The sequence below is a fragment of the Photobacterium damselae subsp. damselae genome (assembly GCF_038086725.1).
In the GTDB taxonomy this organism is placed as follows: domain Bacteria; phylum Pseudomonadota; class Gammaproteobacteria; order Enterobacterales; family Vibrionaceae; genus Photobacterium; species Photobacterium damselae.
In genome coordinates, this window is sequence record NZ_CP146970.1 from 2944362 (window position 1) to 2963991 (window position 19630).

Here is a 19630-nt window from a genome sequence, read left to right on the forward strand (position 1 = left end):
CCTCAATATTTTATTGTTATATTGTCTGCAAATAATGCTAAGCGCGACTGCTTACCACCACGCGATACCACAACAGAATCTGGATAAATTTTTATAACTCTATAGCCACTCACGCTTTGACCAACAGAAACATTACGGTCATTTATGATCGCACTACAACGGCTATATTCATCACATAACACACTTTGTAGTACTGGCTTATACACCTTTTGCGTCCGACTTTTTTGCGTTGGAGCTTGCCATCCCAATGGGGCTGTTGGATCTTGGGCTGCAAAAACAGATCCACCCATAAGAAAACCAAGTACTAGCAATAAATATTTAGCCACCAATAAAGTCCTTACTTTCACCTAAGGTATACACCTCTAAACTGATCGTTGCTTCAGGATATTTCTCTACGCGATAGTCTAAAAAGCGCCAGTAATATTTCACAGGAAGCGCTTCAAGTTGAGCCAAATAGCCAATAACATCAAAATAGCGTCCAGTAAAAGTCAAACGTACTGGATGAATGTAATACCCTACATCTTTGCCAGCAGTTAATTGAATCGGTGACAATGACTCCATACTCACTAAATGCAAACTGGCACTTTGCTGTAAAACATGTTCAAGCAAAGCGGGCATTTGTTGTGGCGTTATTAAACTGTCTATTTTCTTATCCAGTTCGAGCTTTAACTGTGTTTCCTGATGCTGTAATTTAGCGATATTCGCATTAATTTTCGCATCGGGATCTGCCTTTAATTTATGATTTAAAACAATGACTTGATTATTTGCTGCAATAACTTGATTTTTCACATCAAGCGTTGATAAGTGTGCGCTATCAGCGTCAGCCATCAAAGGTTGAATAAACGTAAAAATACCAACGAAAAAAATCGCGACAAAGCCACAACCTGTAATCAGCCATTTTTCTCGCAGACTTAACGCTGCAAATTTTTGATCTAATTGCTGCCACTGAATCATGGATTAACCTTCTCTTCCCGTTTTGCAGTTAGGCTAAACGTCACTTGCTTTTGTTCATTACGGCCCAGTTTCATCGACTCGAATTGACGCTGATTCAATGAAGAATATTGCCCAAATTCTTTTAACCATTGCGGTACAGAACTAGGTTGACGAGCAATCCCAGACAGATTTAAATTCTTTCCTTCCACATGAATATTAAGCAGTTGGATATTACCATTTGCAGCATCAGCGAGTTGCTGCAACATACTGGAATACCCCACTTTTAGACTATCGTCATGATTCGCTATCGCTTTAAGTGTTGCTTGCGTTTTTGCTATTTTCTGCTCAAGTTCACTTTCAAATGTCACTTTTGCAGGACTTGGGATCTTCAAAGCAAGTTCAGCTTTAATTGCCTCTATCTTTGCTTGCTCAGCATCGAGTTTTTCTTGCTGCAAGGCCAACTGCTCTTGAGCTAATTTATTGCTCCATGCACTCCAACCCCATATAGCTGCAAGTAACACCGCAGAAATAGTCCAACCTAAAACCACATTGGTCAGTGTTAACCACTCTTTTTTAGGGCGAAACTCATCACGATAAAGCTCAATAGAAACAGGAAGATGTTGAGTCAGCATCGCCCAAGCTAAACGTAAGCTATTTGTTTTTATAATCGGATCTGGATCGACAATAGGCTCAACCAGAAGATTAAAGTTAGCCTTTAATTGTTGAGCTAAAACCGAATTATCGTCACCATCACAGGCAACCATAATTTTAGAAATAGTACTGCCGCGAAATTGGGTACTTAAAAAGTCTAACGAGCGCTGTAACTCCAAAGTTAAGTTATCTATTTGCTCATTGTTTGAAGCTACAATTGGGGTAGAAAAGCCGCGTAATTGACGCTGAAAGCAGAGCACTTGTTGCTTAAATGCGCTCAATGCCAGTCCTTCATTTTGACGACAATGAACAATAAGCTGATTCGCTTCTAAATTTGAGTATTGGCCCCACAATACATCTTCAACGCCAATGGATATCACCTTGCACCCTTTTAATGCGCAAGCTTGTACCATAGTTTCGACTTGGCGTTTATTGGCAACAAACACTTGTAATCTGTCTTTGGTTGCGGCAGGAAATGCATCGGCCAATATTTCCATTGGCGACTCATTTAAAAGATCTTTGACTAAGAAAGGCAGAACTGTTGGCCATTCTTGTTCTGGAACATCCGGCTTATCTATAAGTAATGTTTTAAATAAGCCATGCCCAAGAGCGAGTTTGAGGTTTTGTTTCTGCAGATGATGCTTTTCAATTAGAGCAATTAGAGCACTTTCTAACTGTTCTTTCTTCTCTAACACATAGGTATCAGCACACCATTGTTGTTCAGAGTTTTGATAAAGCAACGCGACTTCATCAGTAAATATAGCCAAACAAGCAGAGCATCCCTCTGTGCTTTTGCCAAACCATCGACCAAAATTCATAAAAGTGCAATGTCCCAACGGATCTTTATATAAACGAATAATCGCCTAATGTTATTACTGTTATGAGGCGTGCGTGCATTCTACATCAAATAAAACCCGATGCACATAACTTACCAATTTGGAGGTATTTTATATAACAGTTATCTATATAGATATTCCATTGATCACTTTTTAATTCTCTTTACCGATAATTCAGCAGCAAAAAGGCGCCCTTGCCCGGCATAAACACCCAATTGTTTAAGTACTTGCCACTCTTTATCACTTTCAACCCCAACAGCAATTAATTTTGCTTTGGTGATTTCACAAGCCCCAAGCATACTGCGAACAAACAGTTGATTTTCTTGCCGTTGATGAATGTCACGCACCAAACCACGGTGCAACTTGATGTAGTCGGCTTTGATATCTTTTATATAGTGGGTACTAACAATCGTTTTGCCTGCTTGATCGATAACTAACTGACAACCTAACCCTGCAACCATTCGCAAAATAGGACGCATGGCATCGAGATGTTTTACTAACTGACTTTCAGGTACTTCAAAAGAGAGGCGGTTAAGAACAGTTCTTGGTGTTTGTAACAGTTGATCACGTAGCCAACGCGAGAAGTTTTTATCCAGCAAGGCTTCAACGCTGAGATTAACAGATAGCGCTTCTTGAGCAGATAAGGTTTGCAGTAAAGCTAAAGCTTTGGTTACCACACTACGGTCAAAGCGAACATTAAATCCAACCATATTAACCGCAGGGATAAATCCGGACGCTTTCATTAAGATCCCATTTTCATCTTGAATTCGAGCCAATAACTCGCGGTGCAATATTTGATCTTTGTCAGCGATAAATACGGCCTGCTGGAATAATAGAGGTCCACCCTGATTTAAAATGGCATCCAGTAATGAGCGCCAACGAACACTACCGCGCCCTTCTGCAAATTGCTGATCCTTTTTAAAGGTGCACCAACTATTACAACGTTGCAATTGAGCACTGCGTAACGCCATATCTGCTTCATCCATGATACGACCACGACGTTCACCAGTTTGATAGTAAGTCACACCAATATGAAACCAATTATCTAACTCCATTGGAGCACTTGGCTTAATACGCTCTAAAGCATGAAGCATCTGGTTGGTAAACAGTTTAATTTCTTTTGCTGATTGTTGCGGAATTAACATCGCAAATTCAGCATCAAAGTAACGGGCCAATAATGTATCTGGATATCGTTGTGAGAAGTTGGTAAGTACTACGCCGACATCTTGAATAAACTCATCGGCAATGTCTTTTCCGCGCTCATTTTGCAGCTCATCCCAATCATCAATTCGAATTAATATCACCACACCTTGGCTATCTGGCTCTTGCACCATAGATTGCAAACGACTATCAAAAAGCACTCGGTTAGCCGCCCCCGTTAATTGATCCAAAAAGGTGTGGGTGCGGATAAAAGTATCAAATCGACTGCGCTCTTGGCGGGCATCTTTTAACTCAGCAATTAATTGATCTAAGGCTAAACTTGCCGTTCCCGGCCACTCTTGATCCTGTCCAATGGCATATTGATCCACTCGTCCAGCAAGGATCATTCGCCCCCGCTCTTCAAGCATTTCAGATCCGGAAAGTTGGCGTCTTAACCAATTCACGCCACGAGCTAACCCAATAATAATGATTAAAATGGCGAGGCTTATCGATGACATTGGCCCAATTGAATAGGTTAACTCGGTATAGGGAGGAATGGAGGCAATATTAACAATAACGCTCCCCGTTTTACCTAAGGTGTAATGGGTACGATAAAGCAAGTTGGGATCGGCTAAAGGGTCGGGCTGAGTATAGTGATAGTAAATTTGATTATTGTGCTCGACGGTTAAATCGATCACTTTACTGGCCTCAAGCAGTTTAGGTAACCAGCGCGCTAAATGTTCTTGCCCATGGCTATCGCTGGTATCATTTACCTCTTGCTCAATCACATCCACAATTCCCTGTAGATAATGGTCTTGGTAGCTTAATCCAAGTGTTCGAAAGCTAAGTGCTCCGCCAATGAAAATAACGAAAATAGCACTTAAAACAATTACAGTAACAAACGCAACCAGTCGATTGCTTAACTTCATCCCTGAGGCTCTGCGCATTGAGTATCTCGATTAACTTAAGATTTGATTCATCATAGCGGATTTGGCTGCACTCTCTGCAACATTTTTGCAATAACAAGCTAGCCTTATCACAAAAAAAGCAGCGTTAGACGCTGCTTTCTTAATATTGAACGCTTTTAACAGGCTCGATTAGAATGGAATATCGTCGTCGAAGTCCATTGGTGGCTCATTGTACTGCTGCTGAGGTGCAGGTTGTTGAGCTGGAGCTTGTTGCTGCTGTTGTTGTGGAGCAAAGTTTTGTGCTGCAGGCTGTTGTGGTTGACCCCAACCGCCTTGCTGCTGTTGACCGCCCATAGGAGCGCCCATACCTTGACCACCTTGGTTTTGACGGCCACCCAACATTTGCATAACGCCGTTAAAGCCTTGTACTACGATTTCTGTAGTGTACTGATCTTGGCCCTGTTGGTTCTGCCACTTACGAGTTTGTAGCTGACCCTCAATGTATACTTGAGAACCTTTACGTAGGTATTCACCAGCAACTTCGGCTAATTTGCCAAATAGAACCACACGGTGCCATTCAGTTTTTTCACGATTTTCGCCGGTTGCTTTATCACGCCAAGTTTCTGAAGTTGCAATAGTAATGTTTGCAACCGCACCGCCATTTGGCATGTAACGAACTTCAGGATCATTTCCTAGGTTACCCACTAGGATAACTTTGTTTACGCCACGACTGGCCATAGTTCACTCCAAATCTAATGGCGTACAAATAAAATGTATCGCCCTAAGCTAAGTTTACACTTAATCGTGCAGTTTATCATGGCAATGCTATTCAATGACAGAGCCAAGTCTGCAATAAAAGAAAGAAATATTCGTTTATGATTTACGAAAAAATTGCGTTTAATTCTTAACCTATACACTGTATCTTTATACAGGTCATTCTTTCAAGACTTTTGTCTCTGTGTCATAATCATTTTTAATTAGTCAGCAGAATAAGCTTACAACAAATGGATAAAATCGAAGTCAGGGGTGCAAGAACCCATAATCTAAAAAATATTAATCTCACTATTCCTCGCGATAAGCTCATTGTCATTACAGGCTTATCTGGCTCTGGTAAGTCATCTTTGGCTTTTGACACCCTGTATGCCGAAGGTCAACGCCGCTATGTTGAATCATTATCAGCTTATGCTCGTCAATTTTTATCCTTGATGGAAAAACCTGATGTTGACCATATTGAAGGCTTATCTCCTGCGATCTCGATTGAACAAAAATCCACATCGCATAACCCTCGCTCGACCGTCGGCACCATTACCGAGGTCTATGACTACCTTCGTTTGTTATATGCCCGAGTTGGTGAACCTCGCTGTCCTACGCATAACGTAACGCTTGCCGCTCAAACCGTCAGTCAAATGGTCGATCAAGTACTGTCTCTTCCTGAAGGCAGTAAACTAATGATGCTGGCGCCTATCATCAAAGAACGTAAAGGCGAACACGTAAAGACCTTGGCAAATCTGGCCGCTCAAGGCTATATCCGAGCCCGTATTGATGGTGAAGTTTGTGATCTTTCCGATCCTCCAACACTCGAATTACACAAAAAACACACCATAGAAGTTGTGGTTGATCGCTTTAAAGTTCGAGACGATCTGCAACAACGTCTGGCTGAGTCGTTTGAAACGGCATTAGAGTTATCTGGTGGTAATGTGGTTATTAGCCCAATGGATGGCGATGGTGAAGAGCTTGTCTTTTCTGCAAACTTTGCCTGCCCACACTGTGGCTATAGCATGCAAGAACTTGAGCCTCGCCTATTTTCTTTTAATAACCCAGCTGGAGCTTGTGGAACCTGTGATGGTCTTGGAGTACAGCAATACTTTGATCCCGAACGCGTGGTTCAAAATGGCGAATTAAGTTTAGCCGGAGGTGCTATTCGAGGTTGGGATAAGAAAAACTTCTATTACTTTCAAATGCTCAAGTCTCTTGCTGAACATTATGATTTTGATGTCGATGCTCCATTTAATAGCTTATCAAAGAAAGTTCAAAACGTAGTACTTAATGGTTCTGGCACAACCAATATCGAATTTAAATACATCAATGATCGCGGTGATATTACGGTTCGCCGTCACCCATTTGAAGGTATTTTAAATAATATGGAACGCCGCTATCACGATACTGAATCTAACTCTGTACGTGAAGATCTTGCCAAGTTTGTCTCAACCAAACCTTGTGCGAGCTGTCATGGTTCTCGACTCCGCCAAGAAGCGCGTCATGTTTTTATTCATGAAACGAACTTGCCGCAAATTTGCGAAATGAGCATCAATGAAGCGCTAGCGTTCTTTACCCAGCTAGAACTGACGGGGCAACGCGCTCAAATTGCCGAGAAAGTATTAAAAGAGATACAAGAGCGTTTAAGTTTCTTAGTTAATGTTGGTCTAAATTATCTTAACTTATCACGCAGTGCCGATACTTTATCAGGCGGAGAAGCACAACGAATTCGTCTTGCAAGTCAAATTGGTGCAGGCCTCGTTGGGGTTATGTATGTACTGGATGAGCCATCGATTGGTCTTCACCAACGTGATAACGAACGCCTTCTTAACACACTCACTCACTTGCGAGACCTAGGTAATACCGTGATTGTGGTCGAACATGATGAGGATGCAATTCGAGCGGCAGACTACATAATCGATATTGGCCCTGGTGCTGGTGTTCATGGCGGTAATATTATTGCTGAGGGCACATTAAAAGATATTTTAAAATCCAAACAGTCTCTTACTGGTCAATATCTCAGTGGCAAAAAGTCTATTGCTGTCCCTGAGCAACGCATCCCATTTGATAGCAAGAAGACAGTAAAACTGCTTGGCGCAACAGGTAACAACCTAAAAAATGTCGATCTTGAAATACCGGTAGGCTTATTTACTTGTATCACTGGGGTATCAGGTTCCGGTAAATCAACTCTGATTAATGATACTTTCTTTGAAATTGCTCATCATAAGCTAAATGGTGCCACCAGCGGCGATCCAGCTCCTTATAAAGAGATCCAAGACCTTGAGCATTTTGATAAGGTGATCGATATTGATCAAAGCCCTATAGGTCGTACACCTCGTTCTAATCCTGCTACCTATACTGGGATCTTTACCCCTATTCGTGAGCTATTTGCAGGTACTCAAGAGTCTCGTTCTCGTGGTTATAAACCAGGACGATTTAGCTTTAACGTTCGAGGTGGTCGATGTGAAGCATGTCAAGGTGATGGCGTTATTAAAGTGGAAATGCACTTCTTGCCAGATGTGTATGTCCCTTGTGACTCTTGTAAAGGCAAACGCTATAACCGCGAAACATTAGAAGTGCGTTACAAAGGTAAAACCATTGATGAAGTATTAGAGATGACAGTGGAAGATGCCCGTGAGTTCTTCGATCCGGTTCCCGTTATTGCACGAAAACTGCAAACCTTAATGGATGTCGGCCTCTCTTATATTCGTTTAGGCCAAGCTGCAACAACCTTATCTGGTGGTGAAGCACAGCGGGTTAAATTAGCTCGTGAACTGTCAAAAAGAGATACAGGAAAAACCTTATATATTCTCGATGAGCCAACGACAGGTCTGCATTTCCATGATATCCAGCAGTTACTTACTGTACTGCATCAATTACGAGATCGTGGTAATACGATTGTGGTCATTGAGCATAACTTAGATGTGATTAAAACCGCAGACTGGATCGTTGATTTAGGTCCTGAAGGTGGTAGCGGTGGTGGACAAATTATTGCAACCGGAACACCAGAGCAAGTCGCACAAATTGAAGGCTCCCATACAGCCCGATTCTTAAAACCACTGCTTACATCCTAATGTGAATTGACTCGCTTTTTTATCAAAATCAACAGGCTGGCACTACCCCAGCCTGTTTTTGTAGTAATATGCACAACCATTACTATTTTCTCTTCAATTTCAATCTCAAATGGGCTTGATAAAATTGAAATAAAACTGCTCTAGGATTGCTGATGGCCGTTGTACAACTACAAGGAACCCGTCTAGAACCCCAACAAATTAGTAAACCGTTGGTTCGTTACTTTTTGGTTTCTATTGCTGCTCTCTTTTTGCTAGCAATGCACTATTTCCAACACAATCCTGGAGGTTCAGGTCTTGAACTCTCTTTTAACGTTACCAGTTGGATCCCTTTTAGTATTGCCATTGCTTTAGGATTGGCTGAGATCTGTCGACAGAAAATTTGGCGTTACTCCAAGCTAACCCTAATTCTACTGCTGTGCTGCGTTTTGCTCTCACTGCCCGTGTTCTACCCCAATGCCGATGCAAGTCAGGTCAGTTTTCGTCTTTTTACTCTCTGGAGTGGCTGGCTCTTTTTTGTCGCCTTACAACAATTTACCTTTACCCATAAGCAACGCCAGCGCATCTTATGGTTTATCTTAGCTGGTATTTTAATTGAGACCCTCTTTGCATGGGTACAATTTCTCTATCTAAAACCAGGCAACCCTTTTGGCTACGATACCTTAGCTAATCGACCATACGGCATTTTTCAACAGCCTAATGTTATGGCTAGCTTTCTTGCGACAGGACTGGTTTTATCAGCCTATCTGCTTGCTCGTGTGCCGATGTATCGTGGAAAGTGGAACTGGCAGCATCTTATTTTACAGCTCACCCCTGTGCTCATCATTCCTATCTTAGTCGTCTTAAGTTCTCGCACTGGATGGCTTGGCGCAATCGTTGGTGTTGGCCTGATGATACCTTACCTCCGTCGCTTTGCACCCAAGAAACTATGGATAGGTTGGCTATTAATGGTAGCCGCTGGTTTAATGAGTGCTTGGGGGCTTACCGCAGAACGCTCATGGGCTCCAGCTGATGGTCGAGTTAGCTTACAGAGTTTACGCTCAGTACATATTCCACAAGCTTTTGATATGTTTAAAGCAGAACCCATGACAGGCTATGGTTATGGACGCTTTGAAACCGCTTACATAACTCAAACTGCTATCTGGCATCACGACGATCCAAAGCTACCCGCAGGAGTACCAAGTTTAGATCATCCCCATAATGAATTGGTCTTTTGGGCAGCAGAAGGCGGTATTATTCCATTACTTGGCCTCTTGATTGCAGCAGCGGCAGTCTTCCTTAAAATCAAAAAAGCACGCCAAGGCACCCAACTTGCACTGATTGGATTATTTTTTCCTATCACCTTGCACACCCAGCTGGAATATCCGTTTTATCACTCGCTGATCCATTGGATCGTCTTTATTATTTTTATTTACTGGGTCGATAATCTAACCGCCAAATACTATCGTTATCAGGCAACTTATGTTTTAACGCTAAAGGTCTTTAGTATTGCGCTACCTATTGTGATCACCAGCTTTATGATCACCACACTCTATTCCGGAGCTCAATTAACAAAATTTGAAACCAGTAAGCCGATTAACGTCGATTATTTAATGAAAGTGAATAACCCATGGGCATGGCAAAATCGCTTTGAATGGGATCTTCATGTCACGCAATTACAAATAGGTATAGCGACAGAAAAGCCGCAACTTATTGAAGATTATATTAACTGGGCAACCATTAAGGCTCAAACTTGGCCTCGTCCAGCTCTGTATCAAAATCTGATCTTGGCTTATAACCAACTCAATAATCACAAACAAGCCAAACAGATAGAACAAGAGGCCCAATTTCTTTTTCCGAATATGAGCTTCAGCCACTCTCAAGCAGTAACAACTCAAGCGAAGCCTCAATTGAGTCAAGCTAAATAGCAAAAACGGCGATAGTGATATCGCCGTTTTTTATTACCCAACCTGATAGCGACTCATCGCAAAGTTTGGGCTAATGCCTTAACACACAGAGCGACATTTTCAGCTCTAGCGCCATAACCCATCAAACCAATACGCCACGCTTTACCTGCAAGATCTCCTAACCCAGCACCAATCTCTAAGTTATATCGCTCCAACAATGTTTGCCTTACCGCAGCATCATCAACCCCTTGCGGTATATAAACAGCATTTAACTGTGGCAAGCGATATGCCTCATCGACCACAAACTCAATCCCTAATTCCATTAAGCCAGCTTTAAGCTCTTGATGCATCTCTTGGTGTCGTTGCCAAGCGTGCTCTAATCCTTCTTGCTGCAATAACAACAAAGCTTCATGTAAGGCATAAAGGCTGTTAACAGGAGCAGTATGATGATAACTGCGTTTTGCCCCACCATTCCAATAACCCAGAACAAGACTTTGATCCAAAAACCAACTCTGTACTTTGTGCTGACGCGAAGCGATTTTCTCTAATGCTTTAGCCGAAAAAGTTAAAGGAGCAAGACCCGGCACACAAGATAGACACTTTTGACTACCAGAGTACACAGCATCGAGTTGCCATTCGTCCACCAGCAATGGCACACCACCGAGCGAAGTTACGGCATCAACAATGGTCAAGCAATCAAATCGGCGAGCAATTTCAGCCAAGGTTTTGGCATCGCTTAGTGCTCCCGTTGAAGTTTCAGCATGCACAAAAGCCACAATCTTAGCATCTGGATGTTGGTTCAAGGTTTGTTCTAATAATTCAGGAGAAACAGGTTCCCCCCAAGTATTATCAACCGTCACAGCAACCCCACCACAACGCTCAACATTTTCGACCATGCGTTGACCAAATACGCCATTACGACATACCACCACTTTATCGCCAGGCTCAACTAAATTAACAAAGCACGCTTCCATTCCTGCGCTACCAGGGGCTGAAACAGCAATCGTAAATGGATTTTGCGTTTGAAAGGCATACTGTAATAGCGCTTTTAACTCATCCATCATGGTGATAAATAAGGGATCTAGATGACCAATAGTGGGACGACTTAATGCTTGTAATACTTGCGGATAAATATCAGAAGGGCCGGGACCCATTAACACTCGACGAGGTGGCTGAAATGAGGTGATCGCCATAGACTTCACTCCTTGATTATTATGGTGTATTTCACGTTATCTTTGACAGAGTATGATGCAGCCAATCAGAAAACAAATTTATTTCCCATCTTAATTTTATTTCTCTCCGTTTTATTTCGTCCATTGCCCCTGTTGCAATAATTTTTCTTTTTCTGCATAAATATTTAGATTAGCCATTGACAAGGGTATGCCAAATCCTATTCAATGAGATTGTTTTTTGTTCATGTGAGATAAGTATTTCGCATTGCAGCAGAAGAGGAGCGTTACCCAGGCAGCAAAATTACGGAGCCCCACTCCTAGGTGATTTTGTCAGGGGGAGTAACGCCGAGATAGCATCAATTGGGGATTGTTGTTATCGGCCTTAAAGGTTGAATCCTTTGGGCTGTCACCTAATAGCCACGGTTTGGCTTAGGTGGAGAGCTTCTGATCACCATAGATCCCATTAGCATTCTGGCTAGGTCTCTGATCGGCTCTCCTGACAATTGGATGTTGGGAATATCCCTCCCGATAAATGTTTATTCATTATTGTTTTACTAAGGGGGATTCATTTATGAGTCTTGAACACAACGGAACTGCCTCTCACCCATCACTGACCGTCGCTAAGTTTGGCGGAACCAGTGTTGCCGATCACCACGCAATGCAACTTAGCGCTCTGGTTGTTAAAAATAATCCAGCAACCAAAGTCGTACTTATTAGTGCCTGTTCCGGTGTGACCAATATTTTAGTGGAATTAGCGGCAGGAATTAGCGATCTATCACTTCGAGAACAACGTTTAGAACAGCTGCGCACAATTCATCACAATATCGCTCAACAACTTCAATCACCTCAGCTTGTAGAGCCTCAACTAGAACTATTGCTGGCACAAGTTACTCAATTATCACAACAAGCAGCAACTCACCCAACACTGGCTCTAACTGATGAATTAGTCGCACATGGCGAATTACTCTCAACCTACTTATTTACTCAAGTTCTCAATGAGCTCGATGCCCCTAGTATTCGTTGTGATATTCGTCCGATCATGCGAACTAATGATCAATTTGGTCGAGCAACTCCAGATATTGCGGTATTACGTCAGCAAACCCAACAACATCTCATCCCGTTACTAGAGCAAGGTATCGTCGTATCTCAAGGCTTTATTGGCTCTAACGAAGCGGGGCAAACCACAACCTTAGGTCGAGGTGGTAGCGATTATAGTGCCGCCCTTATCGCAGAAGCGCTTGATGCTGAGACCTTAGAGATCTGGACTGATGTCCCGGGGATTTACACCACAGATCCACGAATTACGGCAGCAGCAAAACCGATCCAAGAGATCAGTTTTACTGAAGCGGCAGAAATGGCAACATTTGGCGCCAAAATACTGCATCCATCTACGTTATTACCAGCCATTCGTCAGCAAATACCAGTATTTATTGGCTCATCAAAACAGCCTGAGTTAGGGGGAACATGGATCCGCCAGCATGTTAGCGAAGCGCCTCTATTTCGCGCTTTAGCCCTACGTTGTAATCAAACTATGGTGACACTCACTAGCTTAAATATGTTTCAAGCTTACGGATTTCTTGCCGAAGTCTTTCGCATTTTGGCCGCTCACAAGATCTCAGTCGATCTGATCACAACATCAGAAGTCAGTGTGTCACTCACCTTAGATAAAACCGATACCAGTGGTGGCGCACCTACCTTACCAGAAGCTGCTATTGCAGAATTAAGCCAACTTTGTCGAGTCGATATTGAACAAGGCCTGTGTTTGGCGGCGCTGATTGGTAATGGGATGAGTGAAAGTAAAGGAGCAGCAAAACAAGTCTTTGGCGCATTAGCTGACTTTAACCTTCGCATGATCTGTTATGGTGCAAGTGCCCACAACCTCTGCCTTTTAGTCCAAGAACCAGATGCCAAAGAGATCATTAAAGTCTTGCATCAACAGGTAATCGAATAAAAAAAGAGATGAGATAAAAAAGGCGCTTTCAACAAAAGATAAGCGCCTTTTTCATATTGATTAATTTAAGTTAGGTCCAAGCCACTTTTCGATTTCTCGCTCATTCCACCCTTTACGGTTAGCATAATCCAACGCTTGATCTTGCTGGATCTGAGCCACTGCGAAATAACGCGCCTCTGGATGCGAAAAATACCATCCCGATACAGATGCGCCCGGCCACATGGCATAACTTTCGGTCAAACTCATCCCCGTTCGTTCTTCAACATCAAGCAACTGCCACAATGTTCCTTTCTCCGTATGTTCTGGGCAAGCAGGATAACCGGGAGCTGGACGGATCCCCTGATACTTTTCTCGGATCAAATCGTCATTAGAGAGATCTTCATTCGGGCTATATCCCCACAACTGAGTTCGCACTTGTTGGTGAAGATATTCAGCAAATGCTTCGGCCAATCGATCTGCCACCGCTTGAATTAAGATCGCATTATAATCGTCACCTTGAGCTTTAAATTGTGCTGCTAATTCACTCTCTCCAATTCCTCCTGTCACAGCAAAAGCCCCAATCCAGTCAGGATGTTGTGAGGATTTAGGCGCAATAAAATCTGATAAACAGTAGTTGGCCCCTTTAGGTTTTGCGGTCTGTTGACGCAAATGATGCAAACGAGTTAAGACATGCTGGCGTGATTCATCGGTGTAGACTTCAATATCATCACCAACACTGTTGGCAGGGAAAAAACCGCAGACACCGTTTGCCTTGATGATTCCCTCTTGTTCAATCTTATCTAATAGAGCATTGGCTTCATTAAACAGTTTCGTGGCCTCTTCACCAACCACTTCATGACGTAAAATCGTAGGATACTTACCACTTAATGACCAAGTCATAAAAAATGGAGTCCAATCGATATATTGTCGTAATGTGGCAACCGAACAATCAATAATGGTATGTATTCCCTTGCTTTTCGGCTGTGGCGGTTGATAGGCTTGCCAATCGATGTGAGCACAATTCTCCCTTGCTTGTTCCAGCGTAATCGGGGCTGAACGCGGCTTTTTCCTACTGTGTTGATCGCGCACAACCTCATACTCTTTATCTAAACGAGCAATAAAATCTTCTCGTTGAGTCTCGGATAACAGAGCAGAACAAACACCTACCGCTCTTGAGGCATTAGAGACATACACCACAGGAGCGTGATAGTTTTGTTCAATTTTTACCGCAGTATGCGCTTTTGAAGTAGTCGCTCCACCAATCAATAACGGAAGCTCAAAACCTTGGCGCTCCATCTCTTTGGCAACATGAACCATTTCATCCAACGAAGGTGTGATCAAGCCACTTAATCCAACAATATCAACCTGCTCTTCTTTGGCAACTTTTAAGATCTGTTCACACGAAACCATCACGCCTAAATCGATAATTTCATAGTTATTACACTGCAATACTACACCCACAATATTCTTGCCAATATCATGAACATCCCCTTTTACCGTTGCCAATAAAATCTTGCCGTTTGAACTTCCAGCCTGTTTTTCAGCATTAATAAAAGGTTCGAGGTAAGCAACCGCTTGTTTCATCACTCGGGCAGATTTCACCACCTGAGGCAAGAACATACGCCCTTCACCAAAGAGATCCCCTACCACATTCATTCCTGCCATTAAAGGCCCTTCGATGACTTCTAACGGTTTAGCGGCTAATGCTCGGGCTTGCTCGGTATCTTCAACAATAAATTCAGTTATGCCTTTTACCAAGGCATGCTCTAATCGTTTTTCAACAGGCCAACTGCGCCACTCTTGGGCCGAGCGATCTTCCTCTACTTTACTTGTACCGCGGTATTTCTCAGCAATATCCAATAAACGCTCAGTACTGTCTTCACGTAAATTAAGGACAACATCTTCTACCGCTTGACGTAACTCTTGTGGCAGATCGTCATAAATAGCCAGTTGCCCTGCATTAACGATCCCCATATCCATGCCTTTTTGAAAGCAGTAATACAAGAAAACAGCATGGATCGCCTCACGAACAGGATCATTTCCACGAAAAGAAAACGACACATTCGACACGCCCCCTGAAATCATCGCATGGGGTAGTGTTGCTTTTATCTCACCAACGGCTTCAATAAAATCAACCGCATAATTGTTGTGTTCTTCAATACCCGTAGCAACAGCAAAGATATTAGGGTCAAAAATAATATCTTCAGGCGCGAACCCAACTTCATCAACTAAGATACGATAAGCCTGAGTGCAAATCTCAACTTTACGCTCACGGGTATCAGCTTGCCCTTCTTCATCAAACGCCATCACAATCACAGCGGCGCCATAACGCTGAATCAGCTTAGCTTGCTCAATAAACTTCGCTTTACCTTCTTTTAATGAAATGGAGTTAACAATTGGCTTACCCTGTACACATTGAAGTCCAGCCTCAATCACCTCCCATTTAGATGAATCGACCATAATAGGAACTTTGGCAATTTCAGGTTCTGTCGCACAGAGGTTAAGAAAACGCACCATGGCCGCTTTAGCATCTAGCATTCCCTCATCCATATTGATATCGATAATTTGAGCGCCAGCTTCAACCTGCTGACGCGCAACTTCTAGTGCTTCATCGTATAGCTCTTCTTTAATTAAACGTTTAAAGCGAGCAGAACCGGTCACATTGGTACGCTCACCAACATTAATAAACAAGGAGTTCTTTTCTATATTGAGAGGCTCTAAACCAGATAAACGACAAGCTACAGGTATGCTAGGTGGTGTACGCGGTTTAATATTCTGAGTAACTGCTGCCATCTGTCGAATATGCTCAGGTGTAGTACCACAACACCCACCCACTAAATTTAAAAAGCCACTTTGCGCCCATTCTGCGATATGTTCCGCCATCTCTTCTGGTTCAAGATCATATTCACCAAAGGCATTAGGCAGTCCTGCATTAGGGTGAGCAGATACCGAGCACTCTGCTAGTCGAGAAAGTTCCGCCACATACTGTCGCAGTTCGTCTGGTCCAAGCGCACAGTTAAGGCCAAAGGAGATCGGTTTAACATGTCGTAAAGCGTTATAAAAAGCTTCGGTTGTTTGGCCTGATAATGTTCGGCCTGAGGCATCGGTTATCGTTCCTGAAATCATTATCGGAAGTTGATAACCCAATTCATCAAATACACTTTCAACCGCAAAGGCACATGCTTTGGCATTCAGCGTATCAAATATGGTTTCAATCAAAATTAGATCAACACCACCTTTAATTAGAGCTCGTGTTGATTCACTGTAAGCAATAACCAATTGCTCAAAGGTGATATTACGAAATCCAGGATCATTAACATCAGGAGAGATTGAACAAGTGCGATTAGTTGGGCCAAGAACACCGGCTACAAATCGAGGTTTATCTGGAGTACTCCATTCATCGGCCGCTTGGCGAGCCAACTGTGCAGCAACCAAATTTATTTCAGCACTAAGATCTGCCATGTCATAATCGGCCATTGCGATTGTCGTAGCATTGAACGTATTGGTTTCTAAAATATCCGCACCTGCGGCCAAATATTGTTGATGAATATCAGTAATAATTTGCGGTTGGGTTAATACCAGAAGATCGTTATTACCTTTAACATCACAATGCCAATTAGCAAAACGTTCACCTCGATAATCCGATTCCGTTAATTTATACCCCTGAATCATGGTGCCCATACCACCATCAATAATCAGGATTTGTTCGGCTAAACGTTGCTGCAGTAAGTTAAGTCCTTTTACCACGCTCACATATCCTTATCGTTTTCTTATTAACATCATCCTAACACAGTTAATGTGGAAATCTAGACGTCTAAAACAATTTCAATTAACAGTTTTTTGACCAACTAACTGAAACTTTTTTAAACAAAACCCTAGGCTCAGCTAGGATATTTTGTGACAATTTACATCTTAATTATTCACTCTCATTTAGAGGTTATGCATGTCGGTCTACAGTACCCTGTGCTATCTTGCCGCAGCTGCAATGTTGATTGCTTTTGTGAACAGTAAGATAGGTAAGATGCAAACCACCATTGCAATTACTGCTGGCTCTTTGATTCTGTCTCTTGGCATTATCATTGCGGGCCATAATGGTTGGTTTCATTTAGAAGATATTGCGGCAACACAGTTAAGCGAAATCAATTTTGAAGATTTTCTTCTAAAAGGTATTTTAGGTTTTCTACTTTTTGCCGGTGGTCTGGGTATTAAATTACCTCATCTTGAAGATCAGAAGTGGGAAATTACCCTACTCGCTCTTGGCGCAACGCTCTTTTCTACGTTCTTTATTGGCGCCAGTCTGTGGGGGATCTGTCAACTATTGGGAATTGGCTTAGATCTGATCTATTGCTTACTGTTCGGAGCCCTAATCTCTCCAACCGACCCAATTGCTGTATTGGCGATTGTGAAAAAGCTCAATGCGCCTCGTCGTATCTCAACTCAAATTGAGGGCGAATCACTATTTAACGATGGCTTCGGTCTGGTTATTTTCGTCACACTATTTACCATTGCCTTTGGTAGTGAAACACCAACAGTTTTAGGCGTAGGTCATCTATTTGTTCAAGAAGCACTAGGTGGTATCGCTTATGGCTTTGCTCTTGGTTTGATCTTCCACTATCTGATCAGCTCAACCAATGACCATTCAATGGAATTACTGTTAACTTTAGGTATTCCAACAACAGGCTATGTCTTCGCTCAATATCTGCATGTATCAGGCCCTCTAGCGATGGTTGTTTCCGGTATCATGATTGGTAACTGGACTCGTTACATTGGCTTTTCTAAAGAAAGTGAAGAACACTTAGATCATTTCTGGGAGCTGGTTGATGAATTCTTAAATGGCGTACTATTCCTATTGATCGGTATGACCATGCTGCAATTTAGTTTCCACCAAGAAGATTGGGTATTAATGGCAATTGCTGTTCCACTGGTACTTTTAGCTCGTTTCTTAAGTGTGCGTTTGTCTTACGTTGCTTTTAATCGCTACCGTACTTACAACCCATTTTCAGTGAAAATCTTAACTTGGGGTGGCTTACGTGGAGGCCTAGCTCTAGCAATGGCGATGGCAATTCCAGCGGGAACATTAGTCATCCCAGAAAAAAATATTGATGTAAGAGAAATTATACTGGTCATGACTTATGCCGTTGTAGTTTTCTCTATCTTAATTCAGGGCTCGACTATTACCCCGTTAATTCAAAAAGCTAAAGCTTGGGAAGCCGCCCAGAAATAATAATTCGATATACGATAGAGAGAAAAATTTAAGACCTGTATCTTCGGATCCAGGTCTTTTTTTATCGCTGAGTATTTTCGATTATGCGTATCACAACAAGATGATTGCACTATCGCCTTTAGCTCTTATTCATCTCGAGTAAAATTCGCTTCAGAGAAGTTATCTAAATCATATGGCGTTTGCTGGTAAACACAGTAATTAAGCCAATTGGAAAACAGCAGATGACCATGACTTCGCCAGCTGGCTCTAGGAGGATTTCTAGGATCGTCTTCTGGATAATAATTTAGTGGCAGGTTCGGCTCTAACCCTTGCTCGACATCGCGAACATATTCGTTATGTAATGTATCAACTTCATATTCAGGATGACCAGTAACAAAAACATTTCGCTTATCAGGGGTCGCCGCCATATAAACCCCAGCAATTGATGAAGTTGCAAGGATATCTAAGTTGGTATGTTGGGATAAAAAAGTAGGTGAAAAGTCAGCATAGCGAGAATGAGGAGCGAGAAAAGTATCATCAAACCCCCGCAGAAGTGGATGATGATGGTCATGTATTTGATGTTGATAGACCCCAGAGAGTTTCTCTTTACGCGTTCGTTTCGGCAAATCGTACAACAACTTTAACCCGGCTTGAGCAGCCCAACAGATAAATAAAGTTGAAGTCACATGATCTTTGGCCCAGTTCATAATAATCTGAATCTCTTCCCAATAAAGAACATCTTCAAATTGCACTAAACCTAATGGTGCTCCGGTCACAATTAATCCATCAAAATTTCGCCCTTTGACCATTTCAAACTGACGATAAAAGGTATCTAAATGCTCTTGAGGGGTATTTTTTGTTGGTCGATTGTCTATACGCAATAGTTCAATATCAACTTGTAGCGGACTATTAGAGAGCAAACGTAAAAATTGGGTTTCCGTCTCGATCTTTTTCGGCATCAAGTTAAGTAATAATACCTTCAGTGGACGAATACCTTGGCTTGCAGCTCGTGCCTCCGTCATAACAAAGATATTTTCACTTCTCAGAATATCTGTCGCCGGTAATTGATCTGGGATCTTTATTGGCATCGCGGTTTACTCCTTTAACCTTTATATTTTAGCCATCCAGACAGCTAAAGTATAAA

At 42.3% G+C, this 19630-nt stretch carries 12 protein-coding genes and 1 riboswitch; of the genes, 4 read left to right on the plus strand and 8 right to left on the minus strand.

Annotated features, from left to right (window positions below; all coding sequences use genetic code 11):
- Positions 1-2: 2 nt before the first annotated feature.
- The 5 genes from WAX86_RS13460 to WAX86_RS13480 form a co-directional block, all read right to left on the minus strand.
- Positions 3-326 carry a hypothetical protein gene (locus WAX86_RS13460; RefSeq protein WP_065170863.1) on the minus strand — a complete coding sequence of 108 codons (324 nt, stop codon included), beginning with the start codon at positions 324-326 and terminating at the stop codon, positions 3-5.
- Positions 319-954, minus strand: a complete 636-nt coding sequence (pilO, locus tag WAX86_RS13465) for a type 4a pilus biogenesis protein PilO (protein WP_065170864.1) — start codon at positions 952-954, stop codon at positions 319-321. The genes WAX86_RS13460 and pilO overlap by 8 nt, the downstream gene beginning before the upstream one ends.
- Positions 951-2402 carry a PilN domain-containing protein gene (locus WAX86_RS13470; protein WP_068968327.1) on the minus strand — a complete coding sequence of 484 codons (1452 nt, stop codon included), beginning with the start codon at positions 2400-2402 and terminating at the stop codon, positions 951-953. The genes pilO and WAX86_RS13470 overlap by 4 nt, the downstream gene beginning before the upstream one ends.
- A gap of 164 nt (positions 2403-2566) precedes the next feature.
- Entirely contained in the window at positions 2567-4507 is a 1941-nt protein-coding gene (csrD, locus tag WAX86_RS13475) for an RNase E specificity factor CsrD (RefSeq protein ID WP_341488909.1), read from the minus strand.
- A 150-nt stretch (positions 4508-4657) separates the two neighbouring features.
- Positions 4658-5206 carry a single-stranded DNA-binding protein gene (locus tag WAX86_RS13480; protein ID WP_044174221.1) on the minus strand — a complete coding sequence of 183 codons (549 nt, stop codon included), beginning with the start codon at positions 5204-5206 and terminating at the stop codon, positions 4658-4660.
- Between the two features lie 266 nt (positions 5207-5472).
- On the opposite strand from WAX86_RS13480, the gene uvrA reads away from it, so the two are divergent.
- Positions 5473-8298, plus strand: a complete 2826-nt coding sequence (gene uvrA / locus WAX86_RS13485; RefSeq protein ID WP_341488910.1) for an excinuclease ABC subunit UvrA — start codon at positions 5473-5475, stop codon at positions 8296-8298.
- Between the two features lie 152 nt (positions 8299-8450).
- Positions 8451-10202, plus strand: a complete 1752-nt coding sequence (locus WAX86_RS13490; protein ID WP_115426285.1) for a PglL family O-oligosaccharyltransferase — start codon at positions 8451-8453, stop codon at positions 10200-10202.
- Between the two features lie 53 nt (positions 10203-10255).
- On the opposite strand, the gene WAX86_RS13495 is transcribed toward WAX86_RS13490, so the two are convergent.
- On the minus strand, positions 10256-11374 hold the full coding sequence (locus tag WAX86_RS13495; RefSeq protein WP_069530784.1) for an alanine--glyoxylate aminotransferase family protein: 1119 nt from the start codon (positions 11372-11374) through the stop codon (positions 10256-10258).
- 245 nt (positions 11375-11619) lie between these two features.
- Positions 11620-11805, plus strand: a riboswitch (Lysine riboswitch).
- Positions 11806-11924: 119 nt separating this feature from the next.
- Here WAX86_RS13495 and lysC point away from each other — a divergent pair.
- On the plus strand, positions 11925-13304 hold the full coding sequence (lysC, locus tag WAX86_RS13500; RefSeq protein WP_341488911.1) for a lysine-sensitive aspartokinase 3: 1380 nt from the start codon (positions 11925-11927) through the stop codon (positions 13302-13304).
- Positions 13305-13364: 60 nt separating this feature from the next.
- On the opposite strand, the gene metH is transcribed toward lysC, so the two are convergent.
- Positions 13365-17030, minus strand: a complete 3666-nt coding sequence (gene metH, locus WAX86_RS13505; RefSeq protein WP_341488912.1) for a methionine synthase — start codon at positions 17028-17030, stop codon at positions 13365-13367.
- A 196-nt stretch (positions 17031-17226) separates the two neighbouring features.
- Between metH and WAX86_RS13510 the strand changes: the two genes are divergently transcribed.
- Entirely contained in the window at positions 17227-18507 is a 1281-nt protein-coding gene (locus WAX86_RS13510; protein ID WP_005303562.1) for a sodium:proton antiporter, read from the plus strand.
- 125 nt (positions 18508-18632) lie between these two features.
- Here WAX86_RS13510 and metA read toward each other — a convergent pair whose 3' ends face one another.
- Positions 18633-19574, minus strand: coding sequence for a homoserine O-succinyltransferase (gene metA, locus WAX86_RS13515; RefSeq protein WP_238071156.1), 942 nt, complete (start codon positions 19572-19574; stop codon positions 18633-18635).
- Positions 19575-19630: the final 56 nt, after the last annotated feature.

Excerpts from the sequence above, each read along its gene's own strand:
- pilO (WP_065170864.1), bottom strand. The coding sequence starts at position 954 with ATGATTCAGTGGCAGCAATTAGATCAAAAATTTGCAGCGTTAAGTCTG.
- WAX86_RS13470 (WP_068968327.1), bottom strand. The coding sequence starts at position 2,402 with ATGAATTTTGGTCGATGGTTTGGCAAAAGCACAGAGGGATGCTCTGCT.
- csrD (WP_341488909.1), bottom strand. The coding sequence starts at position 4,507 with ATGCGCAGAGCCTCAGGGATGAAGTTAAGCAATCGACTGGTTGCGTTT.
- WAX86_RS13480 (WP_044174221.1), bottom strand. The coding sequence starts at position 5,206 with ATGGCCAGTCGTGGCGTAAACAAAGTTATCCTAGTGGGTAACCTAGGA.
- uvrA (WP_341488910.1), top strand. The coding sequence starts at position 5,473 with ATGGATAAAATCGAAGTCAGGGGTGCAAGAACCCATAATCTAAAAAAT.
- WAX86_RS13490 (WP_115426285.1), top strand. The coding sequence starts at position 8,451 with ATGGCCGTTGTACAACTACAAGGAACCCGTCTAGAACCCCAACAAATT.
- WAX86_RS13495 (WP_069530784.1), bottom strand. The coding sequence starts at position 11,374 with ATGGCGATCACCTCATTTCAGCCACCTCGTCGAGTGTTAATGGGTCCC.
- lysC (WP_341488911.1), top strand. The coding sequence starts at position 11,925 with ATGAGTCTTGAACACAACGGAACTGCCTCTCACCCATCACTGACCGTC.
- WAX86_RS13510 (WP_005303562.1), top strand. The coding sequence starts at position 17,227 with ATGTCGGTCTACAGTACCCTGTGCTATCTTGCCGCAGCTGCAATGTTG.
- metA (WP_238071156.1), bottom strand. The coding sequence starts at position 19,574 with ATGCCAATAAAGATCCCAGATCAATTACCGGCGACAGATATTCTGAGA.